This window comes from Trinickia sp. (assembly GCF_036503415.1).
GTDB lineage: Bacteria > Pseudomonadota > Gammaproteobacteria > Burkholderiales > Burkholderiaceae > Trinickia.
Genome location: NZ_DASXWY010000028.1, coordinates 43,125 through 64,470 on the forward strand (window position 1 = coordinate 43,125; position 21,346 = coordinate 64,470).

21 protein-coding genes are annotated in these 21,346 nt (G+C 58.1%); 8 read left to right on the forward strand and 13 right to left on the reverse strand.

The window, feature by feature from the left end; translation table 11 throughout:
• The first annotated feature begins 1 nt into the window (after nt 1).
• The 4 genes from VGL01_RS04415 to VGL01_RS04430 all read left to right on the forward strand — a co-directional run bounded on the left by VGL01_RS04415 (nt 2) and on the right by VGL01_RS04430 (nt 3,857).
• Complete coding sequence (locus VGL01_RS04415; RefSeq protein ID WP_331567466.1) at nt 2–892, forward strand: hypothetical protein; 891 nt, start codon at nt 2–4, stop codon at nt 890–892.
• Nucleotides 893–1,174: 282 nt separating this feature from the next.
• Entirely contained in the window at nt 1,175–1,357 is a 183-nt protein-coding gene (locus VGL01_RS04420) for a hypothetical protein (protein WP_331567468.1), read from the forward strand.
• Nucleotides 1,354–2,943, forward strand: coding sequence for an Eco57I restriction-modification methylase domain-containing protein (locus VGL01_RS04425; protein ID WP_331567470.1), 1,590 nt, complete (start codon nt 1,354–1,356; stop codon nt 2,941–2,943). The genes VGL01_RS04420 and VGL01_RS04425 overlap by 4 nt, the downstream gene beginning before the upstream one ends.
• Nucleotides 2,940–3,857, forward strand: coding sequence for a XamI family restriction endonuclease (locus VGL01_RS04430; protein WP_331567472.1), 918 nt, complete (start codon nt 2,940–2,942; stop codon nt 3,855–3,857). The genes VGL01_RS04425 and VGL01_RS04430 overlap by 4 nt, the downstream gene beginning before the upstream one ends.
• A gap of 2 nt (nt 3,858–3,859) precedes the next feature.
• Here the strand turns inward: VGL01_RS04430 and VGL01_RS04435 are convergent, their stop codons facing one another.
• A complete protein-coding gene (locus VGL01_RS04435) occupies nt 3,860–5,002 on the reverse strand; it encodes a tyrosine-type recombinase/integrase (RefSeq protein ID WP_331567474.1) in 1,143 nt (380 codons plus the stop codon).
• Nucleotides 5,003–5,774: 772 nt separating this feature from the next.
• Between VGL01_RS04435 and VGL01_RS04440 the strand changes: the two genes are divergently transcribed.
• Both VGL01_RS04440 and VGL01_RS04445 read left to right on the forward strand, forming a co-directional pair.
• On the forward strand, nt 5,775–6,242 hold the full coding sequence (locus tag VGL01_RS04440) for a hypothetical protein (protein WP_331567476.1): 468 nt from the start codon (nt 5,775–5,777) through the stop codon (nt 6,240–6,242).
• Nucleotides 6,243–6,264: 22 nt separating this feature from the next.
• A complete protein-coding gene (locus tag VGL01_RS04445) occupies nt 6,265–7,614 on the forward strand; it encodes a hypothetical protein (RefSeq protein ID WP_331567478.1) in 1,350 nt (449 codons plus the stop codon).
• 7 nt (nt 7,615–7,621) lie between these two features.
• Here the strand turns inward: VGL01_RS04445 and VGL01_RS04450 are convergent, their stop codons facing one another.
• The 12 genes from VGL01_RS04450 to VGL01_RS04505 all read right to left on the reverse strand — a co-directional run bounded on the left by VGL01_RS04450 (nt 7,622) and on the right by VGL01_RS04505 (nt 19,417).
• Nucleotides 7,622–8,515: a nucleotidyltransferase gene (locus VGL01_RS04450; protein WP_331567480.1), complete on the reverse strand. Its 894-nt coding sequence runs from the start codon at nt 8,513–8,515 to the stop codon at nt 7,622–7,624.
• 13 nt (nt 8,516–8,528) lie between these two features.
• Nucleotides 8,529–9,476 carry a patatin-like phospholipase family protein gene (locus tag VGL01_RS04455; RefSeq protein ID WP_331567482.1) on the reverse strand — a complete coding sequence of 316 codons (948 nt, stop codon included), beginning with the start codon at nt 9,474–9,476 and terminating at the stop codon, nt 8,529–8,531.
• Between the two features lie 73 nt (nt 9,477–9,549).
• Nucleotides 9,550–10,674, reverse strand: coding sequence for a hypothetical protein (locus VGL01_RS04460; RefSeq protein WP_331567484.1), 1,125 nt, complete (start codon nt 10,672–10,674; stop codon nt 9,550–9,552).
• A 148-nt stretch (nt 10,675–10,822) separates the two neighbouring features.
• A complete protein-coding gene (locus VGL01_RS04465) occupies nt 10,823–12,115 on the reverse strand; it encodes a hypothetical protein (RefSeq protein ID WP_331567486.1) in 1,293 nt (430 codons plus the stop codon).
• A 422-nt stretch (nt 12,116–12,537) separates the two neighbouring features.
• Nucleotides 12,538–12,828: a hypothetical protein gene (locus tag VGL01_RS04470; RefSeq protein WP_331567488.1), complete on the reverse strand. Its 291-nt coding sequence runs from the start codon at nt 12,826–12,828 to the stop codon at nt 12,538–12,540.
• A complete protein-coding gene (locus VGL01_RS04475) occupies nt 12,825–13,307 on the reverse strand; it encodes a DUF2778 domain-containing protein (protein WP_331567510.1) in 483 nt (160 codons plus the stop codon). The genes VGL01_RS04470 and VGL01_RS04475 overlap by 4 nt, the downstream gene beginning before the upstream one ends.
• Nucleotides 13,308–13,824: 517 nt before the next feature.
• Complete coding sequence (gene vapC, locus VGL01_RS04480; protein WP_331567490.1) at nt 13,825–14,235, reverse strand: type II toxin-antitoxin system tRNA(fMet)-specific endonuclease VapC; 411 nt, start codon at nt 14,233–14,235, stop codon at nt 13,825–13,827.
• Nucleotides 14,235–14,465: a type II toxin-antitoxin system VapB family antitoxin gene (gene vapB / locus VGL01_RS04485; RefSeq protein ID WP_331567492.1), complete on the reverse strand. Its 231-nt coding sequence runs from the start codon at nt 14,463–14,465 to the stop codon at nt 14,235–14,237. Before vapB ends, vapC begins: the two co-directional genes overlap by 1 nt.
• A 221-nt stretch (nt 14,466–14,686) precedes the next feature.
• A complete protein-coding gene (locus tag VGL01_RS04490; protein WP_331567494.1) occupies nt 14,687–17,011 on the reverse strand; it encodes a putative bifunctional diguanylate cyclase/phosphodiesterase in 2,325 nt (774 codons plus the stop codon).
• Between the two features lie 9 nt (nt 17,012–17,020).
• The gene (locus VGL01_RS04495) at nt 17,021–17,647 is read right to left on the reverse strand and encodes a methylamine utilization protein (RefSeq protein ID WP_331567496.1); all 627 of its coding nucleotides are present in this window, start codon (nt 17,645–17,647) and stop codon (nt 17,021–17,023) included.
• Nucleotides 17,648–17,716: 69 nt separating this feature from the next.
• Nucleotides 17,717–18,160: a group 1 truncated hemoglobin gene (locus VGL01_RS04500; protein ID WP_331567498.1), complete on the reverse strand. Its 444-nt coding sequence runs from the start codon at nt 18,158–18,160 to the stop codon at nt 17,717–17,719.
• Between the two features lie 324 nt (nt 18,161–18,484).
• The gene (locus tag VGL01_RS04505; RefSeq protein ID WP_331567500.1) at nt 18,485–19,417 is read right to left on the reverse strand and encodes a LysR family transcriptional regulator; all 933 of its coding nucleotides are present in this window, start codon (nt 19,415–19,417) and stop codon (nt 18,485–18,487) included.
• A 133-nt stretch (nt 19,418–19,550) separates the two neighbouring features.
• Here VGL01_RS04505 and VGL01_RS04510 point away from each other — a divergent pair, with 133 nt between their 5' ends.
• Entirely contained in the window at nt 19,551–20,324 is a 774-nt protein-coding gene (locus VGL01_RS04510) for an SDR family oxidoreductase (RefSeq protein ID WP_331567502.1), read from the forward strand.
• 13 nt (nt 20,325–20,337) lie between these two features.
• The gene (locus VGL01_RS04515) at nt 20,338–21,324 is read left to right on the forward strand and encodes an aldo/keto reductase (protein WP_331567504.1); all 987 of its coding nucleotides are present in this window, start codon (nt 20,338–20,340) and stop codon (nt 21,322–21,324) included.
• Nucleotides 21,325–21,346 lie beyond the last annotated feature (22 nt).

Consider the following 21,346-nt stretch of genomic DNA (forward strand, 5'->3'; position numbering starts at 1 on the left):
AGTGGTCGATTCAACTACCCCTGTACTTACGGCCGTCCCCGAAATACCGGAAGACGGGGCGCGTCGCGCCCTGCCACCGCACTACCGCCTGAAGGCCGGCGACGTGGACCCGGAACTGGGTAAGACCATTCTTGAGATCGTGCTCTGCACGGAGCTGTTCATCGTTTATGTTGACGAAGATATGGCGGTTCAGTGGCATACCACGGACGATCACGAGAGGACCGACTACTGCGGTGAAGTGCTGAACATGGTAGCCAGCCTAGAAGCGCAATCCCGGTTTCTCACGGGGGAGCCGATGCTTCGCGATATTCGCAGACGTATCGGCGAGGGGCTTGTGCGCTGTCTGGAAGGTGGCCGGAAGGAAGACGCGACTGCTGTACTTAAAGAGGTTGGGGCAGAGCTGAAGACCCGGAACAAGGAAGTTTCCTGGCACTGGTACTTTCAGGCGTCGTACTACGTGACATTCGGATTCGCGATACTCTTTGCAGCCGCTTGGCTATTGCGGGACTGGATTAGGGCAGGGATTGGTACGGAAGCATTCGAAGTCATTCTGGGGGGCAGTTGCGGTAGCTTCGGGGCATTGCTCTTTGCAACGGCCCGTAGTGACCGGTTGATTCTCGACGCCAATGCGGGTCGGCGGCTTCATCGACTTGAGGGCTTGTCGCGGATTGGGGCTGGCGTAATTGGTGCGTTGGTTGTCGCGCTAGCGATCAAGGCCGGTTTAATACTTGGCGGGACGACGTTTCCTGGGAACAAGCTGGCGCTTTTACTGTGTTTCTGTATCGTGGCCGGCGCGAGTGAGCGTCTGGTACCGTCTCTCATTGCTACTTTCGAGAAGACTGTTTCTGGTGGCGCTCGAGAAAATAATCCTGCATCTGGACGCCGGCGCTGAAACGGCGGTGGTACTCCCGGCTTTCGTCGATTGTGCTGACGGCACCAAAGGACTGCGGGCGTAGTCGCGCGCGGTAACCGGGGCTGAGATGAACAACAGTCCGTCTGAACTGAACTGTATGTCGTCTATGGCTCATCCTCGTGCCGTTGTCGAATACGGGCCGGGGCGTAGTCAGGATCGAGGTGCCCTTCGAGCATTCGCACATCCGTTGCCTAGTATGGCGACGACGAACATAACCGTATCGGCTATACTTGTCGACAAGTCGACAAAATGGGGCAAGCTATGACCGAGCCGAAGGCCGTTCGCAAAAACGCTAAAAATGATACGGGAACGCAGATTGTCGGCATCCGCATGACTCCGGCGCTCGCTCAGGAGGTCAAGATGGAAGCGACCAAGCGGGGCATTACGCTGAAAACGCTTTTTGCCGAGCTGTGGGATGACCGTAAGCGTTCTGCCCGGTCATGAATAGCATCCAGACAGAAAACGATCTGATTGCCGTCGCTGCGGCGCTTGTTGGGTCGTCGGTTACGCTTTCTGCTGGCGAACGGGCACTCAAGAAGCAACGCTCCCGGCAAGTCATTGATCCCGTGTTCGTGGATGCCTTGCGCGATGATATCCTGGCCGGGAACGATCCCTTGGGTGATGCCTTTACGTATATCCGCTCCGCGGTCAAGCGGAGGGCAGTAGGTGCCGTCTATACGCCTGCACCGATCGTCCGATCAATGATGGCATGGTTGACGACTCAATCCACGCCGGTTCGTATCGTCGATCCAGGTGCGGGATCGGGGCGCTTCATTCTCGCAGCAGGCGAAGCTTTCCCCGACGCTGAACTTGTTGCCGTCGAGATGGACCCCTTGGCGGCATTGATGCTGCGAGCCAATCTGAGTGTGCGCGGGTGGGCTGACAGGGCAACTGTGCTGGTGAAGGACTATCGCGAGATCAAGCTTGCTCGTAGAGCGGGCGTAACAGCGTTCATCGGCAACCCGCCTTACGTGCGGCATCATGACATCGGCGAAGACTGGAAGGCTTGGTATGCCTCGCATTTTGCGGGGTTTGGCATCAAGGCTAGCGCGCTCGCGGGTTTGCACCTGCACTTTTTCCTGCAAACGCGGCTGCTCGCGAAAGCGGGTGATGTGGGGGCGTTCATTACCTCCGCCGAGTGGATGGATGTGAACTATGGCTCAGCGCTGCGTCGGCTATTGCTCAATGAACTGGGCGGTATTGCTCTTCATGTACTAGAGCCAACCGTTGAGGCATTTCCCGGTACGGCCACGACCGCTGCGATTACGTGCTTCCGTGTTGGTGAGGCTAACAAGCCGGTACGTGTTCGGGACGTTGGAGAACTGAAGCAGCTTAACGGGTTGACCAAGGGAATCGAGATTTCGCGCGAGCAGCTCCAAGCGGCTCCGCGATGGTCGATCATCGTTCGTCCATCGGTGCCTGCCGCGGGCGGCGATATTGAGCTTGGCGAATTGTTCCGCGTGCATCGAGGCCAGGTCACGGGCGCAAACGACATCTGGATTGCTGGCGAGCATGCCAGGGATTTGCCCGAGCGCGTCAAGCTACCGTCCGTTACCAAGGCCAAAGATTTGATTCAGGCCGGTGCGCAGTTGCAGTCTGCGGAGGTTTTGCGGCGCGTGATAGATCTTCCTGCCGAATTGGACGACTTCACCAAGGAGGAGCGTCGCCGTATCAACGCCTTCCTTTCGTGGGCCAAACTTCATGGCGCAGATCAGAGTTATATCGCGCAGCACCGTAAAGCTTGGTGGTCGGTGGGGCTCAAAGCTCCGGCTCCGATCCTTTGCACTTACATGGCTCGCCGCCCGCCTCAATTCACGCTTAACGTATGCAACGCGCGACACATCAATATCGCACACGGCCTGTATCCGCGAGAGCCACTGGCTGCCGACGTGACGGCTCGGTTGGTAACGTGGCTTAACAAAAACATCAACACGGGGAGCGGCAGAACGTATGCCGGAGGTTTGACTAAGTTCGAGCCGAAGGAAATTGAGCGCTTGCGCATCCCAACCCTAGAAATTCTTCTTGCATGACTAGCTCACTACCGCGATGGACAACCGAGGAACTTACCGACGATGCAACGAAGGCTTCCGCGCAGTTTCGCGCGGAACGATTGGCGGTCTCTGACTCTTGGGATATCCATTACAAGCAGGCGCGAGGCAAGTTTGAGCAGCTTTTCTCGAAACTGAATGATCTCAATCCGAGTGCGATTACCGATGCGAATTTGGCCGATGCCTACAGTGCGGGACTTGGCGAAGCGCTGCGCTATCTGGCCGGGCCGCCAATCTCGGACGATGATTTACAGGTAATTGCCGACGTCGATTCGATCGCTCCGGGCGTGCTAACGAAGAACCCTGAAGCATTACGTGAGGTGTTTGGGGTTATCGAACGAGTCATTGATCCGCATCGCTTCCCGTGGGTTAAGGCGGGTATTTCGCCGACAGAATCGCAGCGCGAAGCCGCCTTGCTTGCCTCCTCCGTTCTCTTGGCGGCACAACGCATTGCGACCGAGCGTCGCAATGAAGGCAAGGACAACCAAGAAGGCAAGGTGAAAGACTACCTTCGCAGCCTTGGCTTTGCCGAAGTCTCGACCGTGCCTATTAGCACCATCGTCAAGGGGCCGCAGGCCATGCAGTTTTGCGCGGAGTGCCAGCTTGGCGATCGTAAGGCGGATGTAGTCGTGCGTTTGCACGACACGAGGCTCCTAGCGATTGAGTGCAAGGTGTCAAATAGCGCGACCAACAGCGTGAAGCGCGTAAACAACGATGCGGCAGCAAAGGCGGAATATTGGATCAAGCAGTTTGGGACGGCCCAGGTTGTTCCGGCGGCGGCTCTCGCGGGAGTGTTCAAGGTTCGGAATCTTGAGCAGGCGCAGACGCGGGGACTCTCGCTGTTCTGGTCGCATGATCTCGATAAACTGGGTGAATTCATCGAGTCAACGAAATAGGCTCACGCCAGAATGGCGATCGCATCAAGTTTTGCTCGCATCCGGTCATGCCGGAGATGGCCGTAATGCTTGTCGATCATCTCGGTTGATGTGCCGGCCATTTTGGCGACCTCGAAGCTGTCCATTCCGTTTGCGATCATTTCGCTGATTGCCGTGTGGCGAAGCGAATACATTACGACAGAGGCGGGGAGTTGAGCTGCCTTGACCGCGTCTTTGAATGGCTTCTTCCACGAGTCCTTGTTCCAAGGTTGCCCGTATTCTGTTGAGAAGATGGGGGCATTGGCGATTTTGCTCCCGGTTTGCTCCTCCAGAAAACGCATTGCTGCCGACGACAGCGAAACGATGCGATGCCCGGTTTTCCCGTCAAGGACGAGCGTGCCTTGCCTGGGGTCAAAATGTTTGACGCAGGCGCGTGCAAGTTCTCCGGGGCGAGCTGCGGTGAACAGCATCGCTTTGACTAGTTGCCGGATGTCGTCGGGGCAGGCCTCAATCAGTGCGCTTCGCTGATCCGCCGGAAGAAACGATTGCCTGCGGCGCCCGACATCTTTGAATTTCGTGACCGTTTTCCAGCCTGCGTCGGTCGCTACGAGGCGGTCGTGTAGCGCAAGATTCAGGGCGGCTTTCAAAGACGCGAGGTTGCGATTCGCCGAGTCCTTGGCGCGTCGGAGGTCGTCTTCGTCCTCGGCGGATTCTTCGATTTCAGTAATCTGCTCGGCGAGCCAGTCCTTCACATGCGAGGTTCGTAGCTTTGCCAGATCGATGCGGCCGATCTTGTTGTCGTAGACCAGCCGTTTGAAGCGGCCCTCGGCGTCCGATTTGCTGGCTGCACCTTTGTGCAGCCCCAGATGCTTGACGTAGTGCTCACTGGCATCCTTGACGGTCGTGGTCTTGGTGGACACCCCGGCGTCCGCAGCCTTCGACCATTCGAGGGTGGCCCTCGCCGCATCGTCGAAGCTCGGGAGCGTGCCAAGCGCTTTGTATTCTTGCTTGCCGGCCTCGTTGCGTCTGCGAGCAATCCAGGTCCCGTCGCCCTCGGCGAGTTTACGGAACCCGACGTAGAGACCGGATTGAACCCGGGCAAAGTAGGGTTCCCGGCGTGGGAGCAGCTTGTCGCGTGCGGTTTTGCTGACGATGGAAGTAGCCATGATTTTCGTACGGAAACGGTACGGAAATTTTAGACTGGATGGCTCCGGACATCAATGGACGATTTTTATATAAAAATCAGCGGCTTGAAGTAATTTCTTGAACTTCAATGGATGCAGCTGGACTCACTTTCCGGCCCTCCGAAGGCAGGGGTTGCTGGTTCGATCCCAGCCGGGCGCGCCATCTGGTTTTCCGCAGAAACTCCCTGAAATCCTGAAAAGCCCCACCAGATAAGGCATTGCGGGAGATTTGCGTCCGCGGAAAGCCAGAGAATTCCCGTAAATTCCGGCGTTTGCATGTCCCCGGCGGTGTACGCCTAACCTTGAACACGCAACGCGCGACCGTTACGCGGAAGTGCATTGCTGTTGTACACGATATGTACATCGTGCAGATCGAAGTCACACTCGGCACCAAAAACAACATGAAAATTGAGTATGGCAGGATAGGCTTTCGCCGGTTTTGGGCGCCCAGTTCAGGCGAACGGCGATCGGTTTTTGCCGTCGAGCCGGTAGGGCGAGGTCGTGTTCGCGGTAATTGAATTGAGGTTATGCTTTGGTGAATCCGTTGCGCGCGCCATCGTTCCTTCGACCCACCTACCCGATGGAAAACACGACCACCATGCCCGTTTTGCGGGCGCTACTGAATCGAACCCGGAGCTGGCTGCAGTATCACACGCGTGCATTCAGGCGCTCGGACTTTTGGCCCGGACGTATGCTGTGGCAAGCCGTCGTTGTCCCTGCGGCTTGGGCGCTGCCTGCGATAGCAGGGGTCATTGTGACCGATTGGCTCGGCAGCCACCGGTCAGTCAAGTATCTGCAAACGGCAATCCAGGAAGGCATTGGGCCGCATATCTGGAATGTCTTCGCGATGCTCGGGGTGATGCTTGTCGGCTTGCTGATCGCGGCTCCTCGGCAGAGATGGCTCGCGGTTGCCGCATATCAGGTGCTGCAGAATACCTACTCGCTTGGCGCGTTGATGTTCGGGCTTCTGCTTGGCGAATGGATCTGCCTTTCCGCCTCGCAGCTCACCTTCGTGTTCATCATGGCGGCGGGTCTGATGTTCGCGTTTGCGTTTTGCCTAAATCTGACAGTCTGGTACGTGGCCTTTCTCGTGTCGCCGGCGCGCTTGCATACCGGCTTCATGCACTCAGTCGCGCAACTCGCGCCGCAGTTCCGCTTGCCGCTTGCGGCGGTGATCCTCGCGGTTGCGCTCGATTCGATTTATGTCTACTTGGGCAAGTAGGTACACGTACGGATCTAAGAACGTGAACAATATGCTCTTTTCGCGGAGGTACGTCCAGCAATGTATATTTCGCCTCGGGGAAGTCGTATCGCGAAACGACCTTCTCCAGTTTGTTGACGCACTCAACCGCCCTGGCCGCAACCGACTCATTAAGCTTTGGGAGGTCGTGGTGCTTGATGCCCTTTCCCGAGTGTCTCCGATACGGCATGAGCAGCCATTGCTGGATGGTCAGCAGCCAGATTTTGCATTTTCCCTTTTCGTGGAAGGGCAGACGATCGACGTCATCGGCGACATCAGATGCGTCTCCGATCGCGGATTGGATAACCATAACCCAATCCAAAGCTTGTCCAGCGAGATCGTTCGCGTTGCGCGCAAGAAGCGCGTCGATCCAGCAAAGCTTCGCATCCAGGTCCAAGGTGAGGTCGTCGGTCCGTATCGGGATGCGAAGATGACGCTCAGCCTTCCCGCGAAAGGCAGCATCGCCGAATTCGTCCGCACAAAGATCACCCCGTTCCTCGAAAGCGTAAAGAATGCCCCAGGGAAAAGCGCTTCGATAAACATCGAGCAGCAGGATGTCATCCTGACTGTAGCTTACAACCCAGAGCAGATGTTCTTCAGCATGGGCCATCCGAGCTACGACGTGTCATATTCCATCGACAGAAACCCGCTTTGGTCAGCCCTCAAGGACAAGGCTGATCAACTTCGTGCGTCTCCTTCCGACAGCATTCGCCTCGTCATAATCTGCGATGGTGACTGTGCGACGCTCAAGGCGGAATCACCAACGGGTGTCCACTTCAGCACGAGGGCCATCGTAGAGGATTTTCTGCGTCGAACCTCGACGGTCGATGCTGTTCTGTTGCTCCCTGTGGTCGAGACGTACCACGGCATCCAAAAAAATTTGGTTTCTCTCGCTCCAGCTTTCTATCCCAGGAGAGCAGGGGAGCGCGTTGTCATGTCCGAGCGGAACGAGATCGCGCTGCGGGCCCACCTAGATACCTTCCTTGCCAACATGCCGAAGCCATGCCTCAACGCACCAAGCGCCGTAAATTCGTGCGAAAGGGAAGGTTTTTTGATGGGGCCTCATGGCGGTTATTCGATATCAGGAAACACGATGAGAATTTCTTCAAGGCAGATACTCGAAACTCTCGCTGGAATCCCGTCCAATGGGCTTCCGCCTCTCGGAAGCTCTCCTAATGCGCCCCTTCCACCGGCAGACTGGCAGGATCACTTTCTCAGGTATCTTCAGCACGGGCGGATGATTTCGAAGGTAACGGTTATCCCGGGTGGCGATGCCGACGACGACGCACTTGAATTCGAATTCGGGCAGCCCGATCCAGCCATTCATTCCTTTCGGATGCCGAAGGCTCCTTAAAAGTGGTTTACCACTCGTTCCAGAGCTCGATTGCTGCCTCGACGAAGGCATCACAGTTTTCCTGCGTCCAGCACGTGTGATACCCGTCGCGCAGCAAGTAATATTGCTCGTTGGCGCACACGAGATCGGTCTTCGATGCGTCTCCCCTGTACCAGTTCAGAATGTTGACCACGCAGTCTTGATAGCTGGACGCGAGCTTCTCGTTCGGCACGTTGTACAGCAGACCTTCGATGTAGTACGAAGGTGCGATGCCGGCCTTGAGCAGTCCGTCGTCGACCATTCGGCTTCGCATGTTCTTGAACACACGGGCCATTGGCTTGAACCACTTCGAAGTGTTTTGATGCTTCGTCGTCAGGTTCGCCGAATGCTGCTTCGGATAGTTCGCGATCCGTTCACCTTTGCCGTTCCAGAAGCAGATCCCCTCGGCGTATTCGGCGTTGTTCGCTGAGAGGAACTTGAAGTAGCGGCGAAACTGGATTGCCACGATCACGTCGGCCTTTCGGCGCGAGCCACTGGCATCGATGGCAATGGCCTTGTCGCCGGCTTTGACCGCCTTTCCGTACTGCTGCGTGAGCACCGACAGAACATCCCGCTTGAAGTCGACGTGCGTGTAGGTGGCATCACGAAACGCTGACTTGTGCGCGGCCTTCTCCTCTTCGGTCAAATCGGACAGACCGCTCATAAAGCAATCATCGAGCCGAATGATGATGTCCACGTCACTTTCGGAGAGGATGTTCGTGCCGTTGCCGTACGAGCCTTGAAGGAACACCTTGAAACCCTTGCTGGCGTACGGAGTGGTGCCGGCTTCCAAGACGTTCTTGATCGTGTTGTAGGTGTTGCTCGATTGCGTGATCGATCCTTGATGGGACCACGTTTCGAGCTGCGATTCTGGTATTGGCATCTATCCCCCTTGGCTACATCAAATACTCTCGAAGCTGACTTTCCCGTGAGGCAAACGACTCCCGACCCCGTTGGAACAGAATGCCAAGCTTCTTGAGGTCGTGCTCCAGCAGATCGGTTGCCATCTCGGGCGTAACGTAGGAGTCGCTAATCCGGATGGTCGGCACGTCGTGGAACAGAATCTGGCGCAACTGGTCCATCGATTGCGTGTTGATCTCTAGGGTCTTTTGCAGCAGCTGGACACTGATGAGGTACTTTTTTGCCAGCCACATTAGCAAGCTGGGCTTCGGGTCCGGGTAGACGCCTACGCCGACGCTTACCAGCCGGATGTCCTTGTGCTCGTGCTTGAGTGCCCGGACAGCATCTGCGATCGCGTACAGCGTCGGGTTGTTTGCGCAGTAGCCGCCGTCGATTAGCTCGATGTCCTCGCCCATGGCGGTTCGGACGACCGTGCGTTCGAAGAAAGGATAGGCTGAGCACGACGCCTTGACAGCATCGGCGATGCTCACGCCGAAGCCGGGTACGAAGGTGCCGACCCGGCCGTGCGCCTGCGCGACACTGCCCTTGAAGATCATCGGACGCTCAGTTAGCCACTTGGCGGTGATGATGCCGATTCCGGTCTTCACATCGTTGAAGTTCGCATCACCGAAGACCTCGCTCGCGAGCTTCTTCAACGCCGCCGACCTAGTGGGAGCCGTCTTGTGCGACATCACGACGGGCACGTGCTGACGGTACAGCTCAAGGATGGCGTCAACGCCGTGGCCCAGTGCAATCAGCGACGCTATGATGGCACCCGTGCTCGTGCCGAAAACCAGATCGAACTTTTGATGCAGGGGACACCCGACCATGGCCTCGATTTCCTTGAGCACTCCCAAGGTGTAGAAGCCCTTCGCTCCACCGCCATCCAGGGTTAGCACGCGCAGTAAGAGCGGTGACCCGGCTTCGCCTTGTCTCTCGACCATCTTAGAATCCCCTTTTCTTGGCTAATTGGTGTTGGTCGTGTCCGCGCTTTTCGTTGATGACTTCAATTGCCGCCTAGATATCCAAGACTTGGATGGTGTCGCGCATCTCGCTGTGCGACTTGATGTTGGCTGGCCACTCCGGTGCGTTTTCCTCATAGACGTTGCGAAATAGCTCATCCATTTCAATGGATAGGTTCAGCAATCCGATGAGTTCTTCTTCGGAATCAAAGATGGTTCGGCTACCGTCTGGAACTGTTAGTGTCTTCGCAAACTCGAAGTTGCACGCTAAGATATCGAGGAAGCGCTGAGTCTCCGCCAGAACAGCCAGATCAAAATATTGGCCGAGTTGGAGCGCAGTAGTATTGGTGTGGTACGTCGTTGCGGCGATGTCGAAGCTTGGCAACGTGATGTCTCGGTCGGCATCAGCCTTCACGTTTTTGCAGAGACGAATCGCCTTACGCAGCCCCCCGCCGACCAAGTCGCAGCGCGCTTTGATTCGTGCGATGTGGAGAAACGGAAAGTTCTCGATGGTCCGGCCTGTACCCTTGTTATAGATCTTGACGCCGCGATCGATTTCGCGTCCGCTGGACTGGTACTCCACGCTGTCGAGCCAGTGTGCAGGAACAACATCGACGGAGCGCAGCAGCGACCCACCGGAAATCTTGACTGCCTTTGAGCCAGTCGTGTCTAGGTCAGCCGCAGGAAAGGCGGCCTCGAGATCGACTTCAATCTGGTCGCGAAGCTGACTTAGCACGCCAGCGGACGTCCTGGCGGTGGGGACGTAGCCGCCACTCTGTGCCTTGATGCCGTATGTCATGTAGGCGAGGATACTCGTGTCGATGGCGAGCAGGTCGACATCGCTAACGCGTCGAATGTGGACATCCAATGGAACAGAACCTTGAAGCCTGAACTCGACTGATATCCCAGCCTTGGCGAGCCGATCATTCAACTGGTTCGCGACTCGGTTTGCAGTTTCGTGACTGACGCGCGTATAGGTGTCGCTAACGGGTTGCATTGCGCCGATGGCGTAGCGGGTGTGAGGCTGGTTGGCACTTCCGCGCTTCTCCCAAGGTTCTAGACCTGGGTAGAGTGCTTTGGTCAGGATTTCATCCCGAACAGACGCATCCATTGCCATGCGGTCGGTGCCATCGCGGCGCGCGCGCAATTGGCTGAGGCGTTTGTTGATATCGATGGCCATCACCTCCTCTTTGCCTAAGTGATCTTGCCGAGGGTCATGCGGCCGCCATTCAAGTATTCAGCGTGGCTGACATGAGATCGTTTACAGCTCTTGCGACTGCACAGTCAATGTGCGAGGCCAAAGCAGGTTCGATTATTCACGGCCGGCGTCAACTCTCGTGATCATGTGCGAGTATGTCTTGTGCCTTTACGAGCACATAGCCGGGTCGCCGCATCGCTTTTGTAACATCGCGCTCCGAGCCAGACTTGTGGCTTACGATGAGTGAGATTACCGGAAGCAGGCCACCAATAGTTGCCGCGACTTCGTGCGTCGCTGCGCCATATGCAGACAGCCCAAAACTCAACAGCCCAAAAGTTCCTTTCCAGAATCGCGCGGATGATCGTTGCACGTCCGAAAGTTCATTTCGAACTTCTACAGTCTGTTGGCGAAGATCCTCGACGATCGCTTTGGATGATATGCCGTTTTCGCGCACTGGCACTGATAACTGCTTTGCGAGCATCTCGCGGAACGCGGGCAGCGCAGAAGACGCCTCTTCTCGTAACTGAACGATTTGTTTTGCGTCAAGGTCGTTCACCCACGGAACATTCACGGTGCGTCGCTCATCGAGCAACCGCAACTCCGCTCGGCTCCGAGCAATGCCTTCTTTGTACGCAAGCCCCGCTAGGCCGATCGAGGAATTTGAGAAGACTGCACCAGAGCCCACCATCGCATCCCGGCCTGTCCACAAGGCGGATCTTATCGCCGCGTGTACGGCGTCGTATGCGAGATCTTCCAGCTTTGGTGCCTCAGAGTTGTCGGCTTTGCGCGGTACGATTCTAAGATACAAGGGTGGGTCGTAAAGATTCCCGGTGTGGAACGACAGCCCATCGGCGAAGTGCGGCGTCAGAGAGAACTCCTGCAAATGCTCGCGCAAGAGTGCTTCGGAAATCCGATCGACCTCCGTGTTGAAGTGCTCCAAGCAACTAGAGCAGGTGGCTACCCAAGGGCTACGGAATTTTATGATCCCTGCTGCCATCAATGGATAGAGTTCCAGCAGCACCAGCGTGTCGGCCAATACGGCGTCGAGTTTCGAGTTCGTCACGCGCCCGAAGTCTATGAATTTTTCCGAAATATAGTCGGTCAACCAGATCGTATCCGCGAGCAGGCCAATGCTGCGCGTGAGTCGTCTAGCCGCCTCTTGTCTGCAGGAAAGCGCGCGGCATGACTTGTCCTCGTTGAAGAGGTCCAGTCCGCCATCGAGATAGATCGCAAGGCCACCAGGCGCAGCAGGCTCGCTCGAATAGCCGCCAGCAGAAACCGCGTACGCCGCGGACTGTTGCTTTAGGTCGGGCAGTACTTCCCGCAGTCGCTTCCGAGCTTCAGTCCAGTCTTTGCTCTTGGCAAGGACTTCCGTGATGAGCAAAGGTATAGCGAACGGTATGTGGTTGATTTGTTCCAGCATTGTGCACTCCGAGCGTGCACAGATTCTATTTGCTGTTTTGCACATACGCCAGAGCCTTCGGATAGGGGCGACAGAAACCAGCCCATGACAGGCACCACGCTCACCTAAGACGCCACCAATTATACAACTCTGTCTGTGTCGCTCGTCTGTAAGATCTCTCCGGAAAATTTCAATCCGACAAGAGAGGCAGTCGTGGCATTTTGCGGTCGAGAAAGCTGGAAGAATGCTCTCGCTCGCCGAGTTCTTGTTCGGTGATGGCCTTGACAGACTGAATAACGAACTTTTTCAATTTCCATCTCCAAAGCAGCATCCGCTCGGGTGCGACATGATCACGGCATAGCGGGCGGGTTCGTTGGCGACATTGCGGTACGAGTGACCCCGATTCAACGCTGGAGAGTCGCCGCCTCGATCGTGAACGATGCCTAGCGCGCCCGCTGACGTCGTGCGATCAGCCGGCAGCCAAGCCAAGTCGCGATCGCTAAGACGACACCAACCAACGCTGAGCACGCCAAAATCGCGAGGATGATGGCGATCGTCTCGATGTCGTCCGTGTTGTCGAGTTGGCTGGCGCCAGTCAGGCGAATCCCCGCACGGATGCCAGAGTCGAGCCAGGACGGCATTTCATAAGGCAGGCTCGCGACGAACTGTGCTAGCCACCACCCACCCACCAGCGCAACCAGCACGTTGGCAAAAATAAAGAGCGCTTTCTTCATCGAACTTCGACCGTGCCGTAAGCCTTGAACTCAGCGCCAGGAACCGACAGCGTCGGGGCGCTCGAACGCAGATAGGTTGCGAGCCGATCGAATTGGCTAGGATTGACCACGGCGATGCAGCCGTCGCTCAATCGCAAGGGTCCCATCGGATGGAGTCGGAACGAGCCTCGCCGAACGCCGTTGATGATCGTCGAGTCGCCCGTCTTTGGATTCCACAGCATGAACCACTTGCGGCGGTCAGTCGTACCATAGCCGTGCGCGTCCCACAGGTCGCGGAGCGCCCCGAGCCGGCCGCCGGAGCGCCGATCAACGATGTAGTAGGTGCCCGGCGGAATCGGGCCAAGGTCTTTTTTGCCGGCGTCAACAGGGTTGTCCCTCCCGCTGTCGCGCCCCGAGAACGCCTGCATTGCGCCGACGCCGGCGCAATTGAGGACTGAGGTCCGCTGATTGTTCAGCATGAAAGTGCATTTGATTGGCATGTCGGCCTGCTCTCGGTTTTTGTGGCGCCGGCATCGATCGCCAGCGCGCTTTATATCGACATCAAGCGTAACGGTCAAAAAGTCAGCTGACGAATGTAGCACGTGGCCGACGATCGCTGACCTGTCAGCTTTGGTTGGCGGCGACTACAGTGAAATTGCAGCTTGAGTAAGCGGGGACGGTCCTGTACGGCATTGATTAGCCTCGGTTTTGCAGTTTCCGAGTCGCGCGAGGCATTGATTTATAAAGGGCCGTGGCGTGTAGACAAACCTCTAGACCGAGTCGACGCTCCAGTGTCGCGCGGTCGGCTTGGGGTGGTAGCTGAAATACACCTATGGTGGGCGGGACCGCGCTGGATTGAACCCGTTTGGCCTTGGTTTTGCAATGTGCGAGTTGCGCAAGGCACTGATTTATAAGGGACTACGGTGCGTCCATAAAACTCCGAAGGCAGGGGTTGCTGGTTCGATCCCAGCCGGGCGCGCCAAACATGCTACATCGCATTTCCATTCGGGCGCGCGCTTACCGCGTAGCGGATACCCAGTCTTCAACCCGCAAACCGGGCACTCGTTCGAATTCCCGAATGTTATTCGTTACCAAGATCATGCCTTGCGATCGAGCATGACCGGCGATCATCTGGTCGTAGGGGCCAATCGGTTTGCCAATTTTTTGCAGCTCGGCTCTGAGTTGACCGCTATGCATGGCAGCTTGGCGGTCATACGCCAAGACGTCTAACCGGGCCGCAAAGCCTTCCACCACCGCCAGATTTCTTTCCGGCGCCGCGGACTTTTCTGCGCCGTAGATCAGCTCCATCAAGGTCACTGTGCTGATGCAGAGCTGGCCCTCATGGCGATTGAATGCGTCGCGAACTTCGTGGGGCTTGTTCTTGGTGGTAAAGATGCAGATATTCGTATCGAGCATGTATTTGAGCATCAAAAGCCCTCACGCTCCTGATCATCCGGCTGCTCGCGTGCGGACATAAAGTCCGGGCTCACCCCTTCCCCATCAAACCAGCTATCCCATGACTCTCCTGCAGGGGTAAGTATGCGCGTGCGGCCAATGGCCACCACGTCGACCCGCTTCACATCGTCAGGAAGCGCCACAGATTTGGGCAAGCGGACGGCTTGGCTGCGGTTGCTTTTGAAGATGGCGCCTTGTTCCACGAAGAGCTCCTGCGTATATGTCGAGCGTATATCCCATTATAGGGAGGAGTGGCGGTAGATGTCAATGGGATATCCCTCGTTTGCTGCAGACGGCCGGGAGCCAGTCACAGGACGGCGACAACGACGGGCGATGCGTTCCATTGGCTTGCTGAATCCAAAGCGTGACCGCCGCGCCGATCATTCCGCGCTGAGTGACGAGATCTCGAATGGGGCCCCCTTTTTTACCGCACCCCCGTCACACAGCGGGCCTCATGCCAGCTGTTGAGCCATGCTTCGAGCCGATCAGGCGGCAGCGGTCGACTCAAATGGAAACCCTGCGCCAAGTCGCACTCGAGATCGGTCAACCGTTGCAAGACCGCTTCCGACTCCACGCCTTCGGCAACGACCTTGAGCCCCATGTTGTGGGCGAGATCGATCGTCGAACGCACGATCGTTTCGTCGTCCCTGTTCTCGGTCATCCCCATAACGAACGATTTGTCGATTTTCAATTCATCGACAGGCATTCGCTTCAGATACGACAACGAAGAATAGCCGGTTCCGAAATCATCGACGGAAAGGCGTATACCTAGGGCGTGCAATCGATCGAGTGTTTCGATCGCATGATTCGGGTCGTCCATGATCGCGCTTTCGGTGATCTCGATCCACAACAATTCGGCCGGGACATTGTATTTGCGCAGCAACCCCGCGAACGTGTCGGGCAGCGACGACTGAATCAGCTCGCGCGCCGAAACATTGATCGATATAGCCAATTCGATGCCGACATCACGCCACATCGCGCATTGCCGAATGGCCTTGTCTGCAACCCAATACGAAATCGTCTTGATGTATCCCGTCTGCTCGGCAAATGGGATGAACTGATCGGGCGACACGTAGCCGCGCGTAGGGTGATCCCATCGAACCAATGCCTCTACGTATTTGACCGTCTGCGTCGAGAGATCGACCTTCGGCTGATAGAACAGTAATAACTGATCTTGCTCGACCGCGCGCCGCAACTCGCTCATCAGCGAAAGCCGCTCGGCACTGCTGTTATCGTAGCGCTCCTCGTAACGCGCCACGCCTGCATTCGATCGCTTCGCGACGTACATCGCAATGTCGGCTCGCTGCAGCAGCACGTTCATGTCTACGCCGTTATCGGGAAATGTGACGATGCCGATGCTTGCGCCGACGTCGACGGGCTGTCCCTCGATCGAGATCGGCTGCTCGAGCGCCTTCAGTATTTGAGTGGCGACTCGCTCCACATCGGCGAGATCGGCATCGGGCAACAGCACGCCGAATTCGTCGCCACCCAAGCGGGCCACCAAGCCCGAATGAACCGCCAACGCATCGCGCAAACGCAGCGCCACTTCGCGCAGCAGCAAATCGCCGATCGGGTGTCCGAGCGTATCGTTGACGTACTTGAAGCGATCGAGATCCATCAGCATGACGCCGAACGGCGTTTCGTTCGGGAGGGCCTCCGCAATGGCTTGCTGCAGCCTGTCGCTGAACATCGCGCGGTTGGGCAGGCCCGTCAGGCGATCGGTGTAAGCGAGCTCGGTGATCCGATGCTCACGGCGCGAAATACCTTCTTGCATGCGGTTGAACGCCTGTGCAAGCTCGCCGATTTCGTCTTGATGACTGACGGCGATCGGCTCGGCATAATCGCCCGAGCCGACGCGGCGCGCGAAATGCTTCAGCGCGGCGATCGGGCGCGTCACGCTGCGGGCCGTCACGATGCTGCCCGCGATCGACAGCAAGACGCCGATCAGCGTAATAACGAGCAAGGTCGACTGCAGCCGATGAAACGGCGCCATCGCGGCCGTCAGCGAGCGCTGGAGCACGACGACCACCGGCTTGCCCGTGGAGGTCAGCGAGATCACACGCGTCGCGTAGCGATCGTCCGCCACATCGCTCGGGTTCATGTGGGCAGTACGCTGGGCCGACAGCGTGCTCGCCAACGTGGTCCAGCGTCCGTCAGGCTGTTGATCGAAGAAAGAAACGTCGAGCGAGGTCAAGCTCGCCATCTCGCGCGCCATCCTGTCGTCGATCAGAAAACCCATCGCGACCCAAGCCACGGGCAGCGGCGCTTTGACGGGCACGGCGACGAGTTGATAAAGACGCCCGTCGATCACGTCGATCGCAGAGCGCTCGCTCCCGTGCGTCGCGGTCTGCATCAACGCGCGAAAGGGGAACGCCTGGCTGCCGTGCGTATAGCCGCGGCTATCGGCGATGAGCTTGCCGTCGAGACCGGCCAGGATCACGAGGTCGGCGTCGATGCGGCTGCCGTGGTTTCTCAGCGCCGAAACGACGGTGCTTTCGTGATGCGTGGCGACGGCCTCGCGAAATCCGAAATCGGCCGCCACGACCGTGGCCGCTTGCGTCAGCTTTTCGGCGTTGGTACTCAGCACTTGCCGGAAGACGCGCTCAGCGACAGCGAGTTGCTCTTGCGCGTTGCTGATCGCATTGCGTTCGATGACCGAACTGATGACGACATACGCAGCCGCTTGCGCCCCCAGCATCATCAGCACGACGACGAACGCAATTCTCGCGCGCAGGCTTTTGAATCGCATGGCGCTCACCTATTCGCTCTCGAGTTGAAGGGTGAACGCTGCGGGCTCGCCAGCGCTGGCGCTGGCCGAGACATCACGCGAGGGACGTTGCTCAGCCGCGGCCATCCGATAGTGCCAGACGGCGAGCCGATAAGCGCCGCCCGGCACATTGTCGATCGCTGCTTGGCCGCGGGCGTCGGTCTTCGCAAACCAAGGCGTATCGACGACGAGCAAGTACGCGATCATCTGATCATGGATGTTGCAGCCCATCACCACTAGCCCGGGTTTGTCGAACATCACAGGCTTAGCCGGCACCCCGTGATAAAGATGCAGTTCGAACCGCTTGGCCGGCGAGAACGAATAGACATCGTGCTCGATGTTGTCGCGGTTCGGAAAGGCGACGGCAGTGCCGGTCTGCACGACCGACACCAATGGCACGAAGCGCCGCTTGATTTGATCGATGATGGCTTTTGGCCGTTTCGACACCGGCGCTTTCACCTTCATGTCGATCGGCATGGCGTAGACGACCGCATCGACTACCGGTGCGCCCGTCTGATCGACGACGGACGCACGCAGCTGCTCCGCCCCGGCGCTCGCGGCGTGCAAGCACAGCGCGCTGACAAGGCACGTCAGCCCCACACTCCGCATAATTCGCATGTCGATCTCCCCGTACCGACGGGTGCCCATTCGCGCGTCCTCGCTAATACCGAGATCGCCTTGATCTCGTCATCGGCGATCTTGGATGTCGTGCGCCATCGGCATCAGCTTGGCCAGCAGCTTGTTCTGCGCATCGACGGGAATGTGATTCTTCTGCATCGCCTGTTTCAGATCGTCGATTCCAGCGGCGAACGCTTTGCCGTCGATGCCCAATCCCTCATGTGTCCGCTTCATCGAACGGCCGGTATAGACGCAGGGGCCGCCCATCAACGCACAGAATTGCTGATTGAGCATTTTTTCGATATGTGGAATCGATGCACCGTCAAAAAACGATTTCGTTCTCGGATCGTCGAGCATTCGATCGTAGAAATCGTCGATGACATGTTCGATACCCTTTTTGCCGCCGAATTGGCGATAGAGCGAATCGTCGGCGAACGCGGGCGTCGAGATCGTCACGGCCAGCGCTGACATCGTCAGCATGAAATGAATCGAAAGGCGGGAGAGCGTGCGCATGAAAGCTACTCGCTGAATGAGGCGCCGCCGTCTTGCGAACGACGACGCACGGAAATGCCGTCCGGCACGGCATTTCGCACGGTATGGGTCTGGGCGCGCCGACGCCCCCTTACGGAAATAGCGTCATGCGCGAGCGACTGATCCTTTTCAAGATAGACGAAATGCGCGTCACCGTCGCTCTTTTGCTTTATCGGCCTGAATCGAATCGACTTGAGTGGAGGGAAAGCACTTACGGAGAATCGCGGAATATTTTGAATGTAAACGTTTTACATTTCGCGTCCTCACGGCACGAGGCACGACGAATGAGGCTGGGATGGCCTTGTTTCAGCGCGAAGAGCCCCTGGCGAGCTTCGGAAGCGACTGCTGTCGGCGTACGATATCGATCAATGTCATCAGCGCGGGGTGCTTGTAACGGCGGCTGCCGTAGTAAATGTGAAACGGGTCTTCGTCGAACGCGTGTTTCTTCAGCACGATTTGCAATTCGCCTCGCGCCAGTTCGTCGGCGATACGGGCCTCGAGCACATAGGCGATACCCAGGCCGCCCTTGCATGCGCTGATCGTCGTGGCCGTGTCGTTGATCGTCAGTAAGCCGGGTACTCGAAGGCGGCGCGCCTCGCCGCCATCGTTGACCTCCCATCGATAGCTCGAGTTGTCCCCGAGCAGCAGTTGAAGGCACGTGTGATCGGACAGATCCTTGAGACTGCGCGGCGAGCCGTGTCGCTCGAGATAGTCCGGCGAGGCCACCATGACCCATCGCTGGGGCCCCGTCAGCGGCACCGCGACCATATCTTCCGGGACATAATGCCCGTAGCGAATGCCGGCATCGTAACCCTCGGCCACGATGTCGATCGGCCTGTTTTCGACAACGACCGTCAGGCGCACGTCGGGACACATGCGCGTGAACTCCGGCAACGCCGGTGCGACCAGCAAATGCGCGGCATCCGCGAACACGTTCAAGCGGATTTCTCCGAGCCGTGCCGTGCCGGGGGCCTCGAAGGTTTCGAGCGCCGAGCCGATTTGATTGAAACCTTCCTCCAACCGCGCCGCAAGATCGCGTCCGGCCGCGGTCGTCGAAACGGAGCGGCTGCTACGGTTGAGCAGCTTTGCGCCGAGGCGATCTTCGAGCCGACGCATGGCATGGCTGACGGCCGACGGCGTTTGCCCCAGTTCGATCGCGGCGAGCTTGAAGCTGCGGCACCTGACGATCGCTAAAAACGACTTCAAATCTGCGAAGTCGATTCGGTCTGATTTGCCCATGATGAATTGAATTCAATAGCGCAATGAATCCCGTTCATTCTACGCCGTGCAATCATTGCCTTCGAACCGATGCAACGGCGGCTACAGGCGGCGCTTGCCAAGGCTGCGAACGAAGCTTTTCGAGAGGAAACGTATGCCGAATTTCGAGCACATGCGGATCAGCGATTTGGACGGCACGAAGGTTCTCGTCACGGGCGCGTCGACCGGGATCGGAGCCGCGGTGGCTCGCGCATTCGCGGCACAGGGCGCTCACGTCGTCGCTCATTTCAACCGTAGCGAGGCGGCCGCGGAAGCGCTGCGCGCCGAATGGCCGGACCGTATCGAGCTGATTCAAGGGGAACTGGGCGAACCGGGCGCTGCGTCGCGCGTCGTGCAGGCCGCGGCGAACATGCTCGGCGGCCTCGACGGACTCGTCAACAACGCCGGCGGCATGTTGGGGCGCATTGCCTCGACGGACATGCCGCCCGGTCATTTCGATGAGGTCGTCAATCTGAACGCCCGCTCGGTCTGGGAGGCGACGGTGGCCGCCCACCCGTTTCTGAAAGCGGCCGGCGGGTACGTCATCAATACTTCATCCGTGGCCGCGCGCACCGGGGGCGGCGCGGGCGCCGTGCTTTACGCCGCCACGAAGAGCTTTGTCAGCAGCCTGACGCGTGGCCATGCCAAGGAGTTCGTCCGCGACGGCATACGGGTCAACGCGGTGGCGCCCGGTCTCATTCAGACGCCGTTCCACGATAAATACACGCCGCCGGAACTGCTCGCTCAGCAAACCGCGTCGGTGCCGATGGGGCGGGAAGGCTCGCCCGAGGAATGCGTTGGCGCGTTTTTGTTTCTCGCTTCTCCCGCGCTGTCGGGGTATATCACCGGCCAGATCATCGAAGTGAATGGCGGACAACTGATGCCTTGAAAGAGGAAAGACAATGAATCAACGGCCATTTGGCAATATCGGGCAAGCTGTTTCGGAGATCGGCTTCGGTGCGTGGGCGATCGGCGGCTCGTGGGGCGACGTTTCGGAAAGCGATGCAAAGGCCGCGCTGCATGCGGCGCTCGACAGCGGCACGACGTTTATCGACACGGCCGATGTCTACGGCGATGGGCGCTCCGAGCGCATCATCGCGGCCGTGCTGAAGGAGCGCGGCGGGCCGAGACCCTTCGTCGCGACCAAGGCGGGTCGCCGGCTCGACCCTCATGTGGCGCAGGGCTATACGGCGGCCAATCTGAATGCGTTCGTCGACCGATCGCTCAAGAACCTCGACACCGAATGTCTCGACCTCGTGCAACTGCATTGTCCGCCGACTGAGGTCTACTACCGGCCGGAGGTGTTCGATGCCATGGACGCCATGGTCGCCGCGGGAAAGATCCGCGACTACGGCGTCTCGGTCGAAAAAGTCGAGGAGGGCCTGAAGGCGATCGAATACCCCGGCGTCAAGTCGGTGCAGATCATCTTCAACGTATTCAGGCAGCGTCCCGCCGATTTGTTTCTGCGGGAAGCGCGCGGCAGAGGGATTGCCGTGATTGTGCGTGTTCCGCTCGCGTCGGGCCTGCTGACGGGCAAAATGACGGCGGAAACGGCGTTTGCGGCCGACGATCATCGCCATTTCAATCGGGAGGGGCAGGCGTTCGACAAGGGCGAAACATTCGCGGGTGTGCCGTTCGATGTGGCGCTCGAAGCCGTCGATGAAATCCGGCCGCTCGTTCCGCCGGGCGTCACGATGGCGCAATTCGCGCTGCGTTGGATTTTGATGAACGAGGGCGTGACGACCGTCATCCCCGGGGCCAAGAATGCGGCGCAAGCCAAGGCCAATAACATGGCAAGCGACTTGCCGCCGCTGACCGACGCCGCAATGGCCGCGCTGCGAAAGTTGTATTTGGACAAAATCGCGCCGCATGTCCATCAACGGTGGTGATGAGTAAAGCGCTTATTGCCGT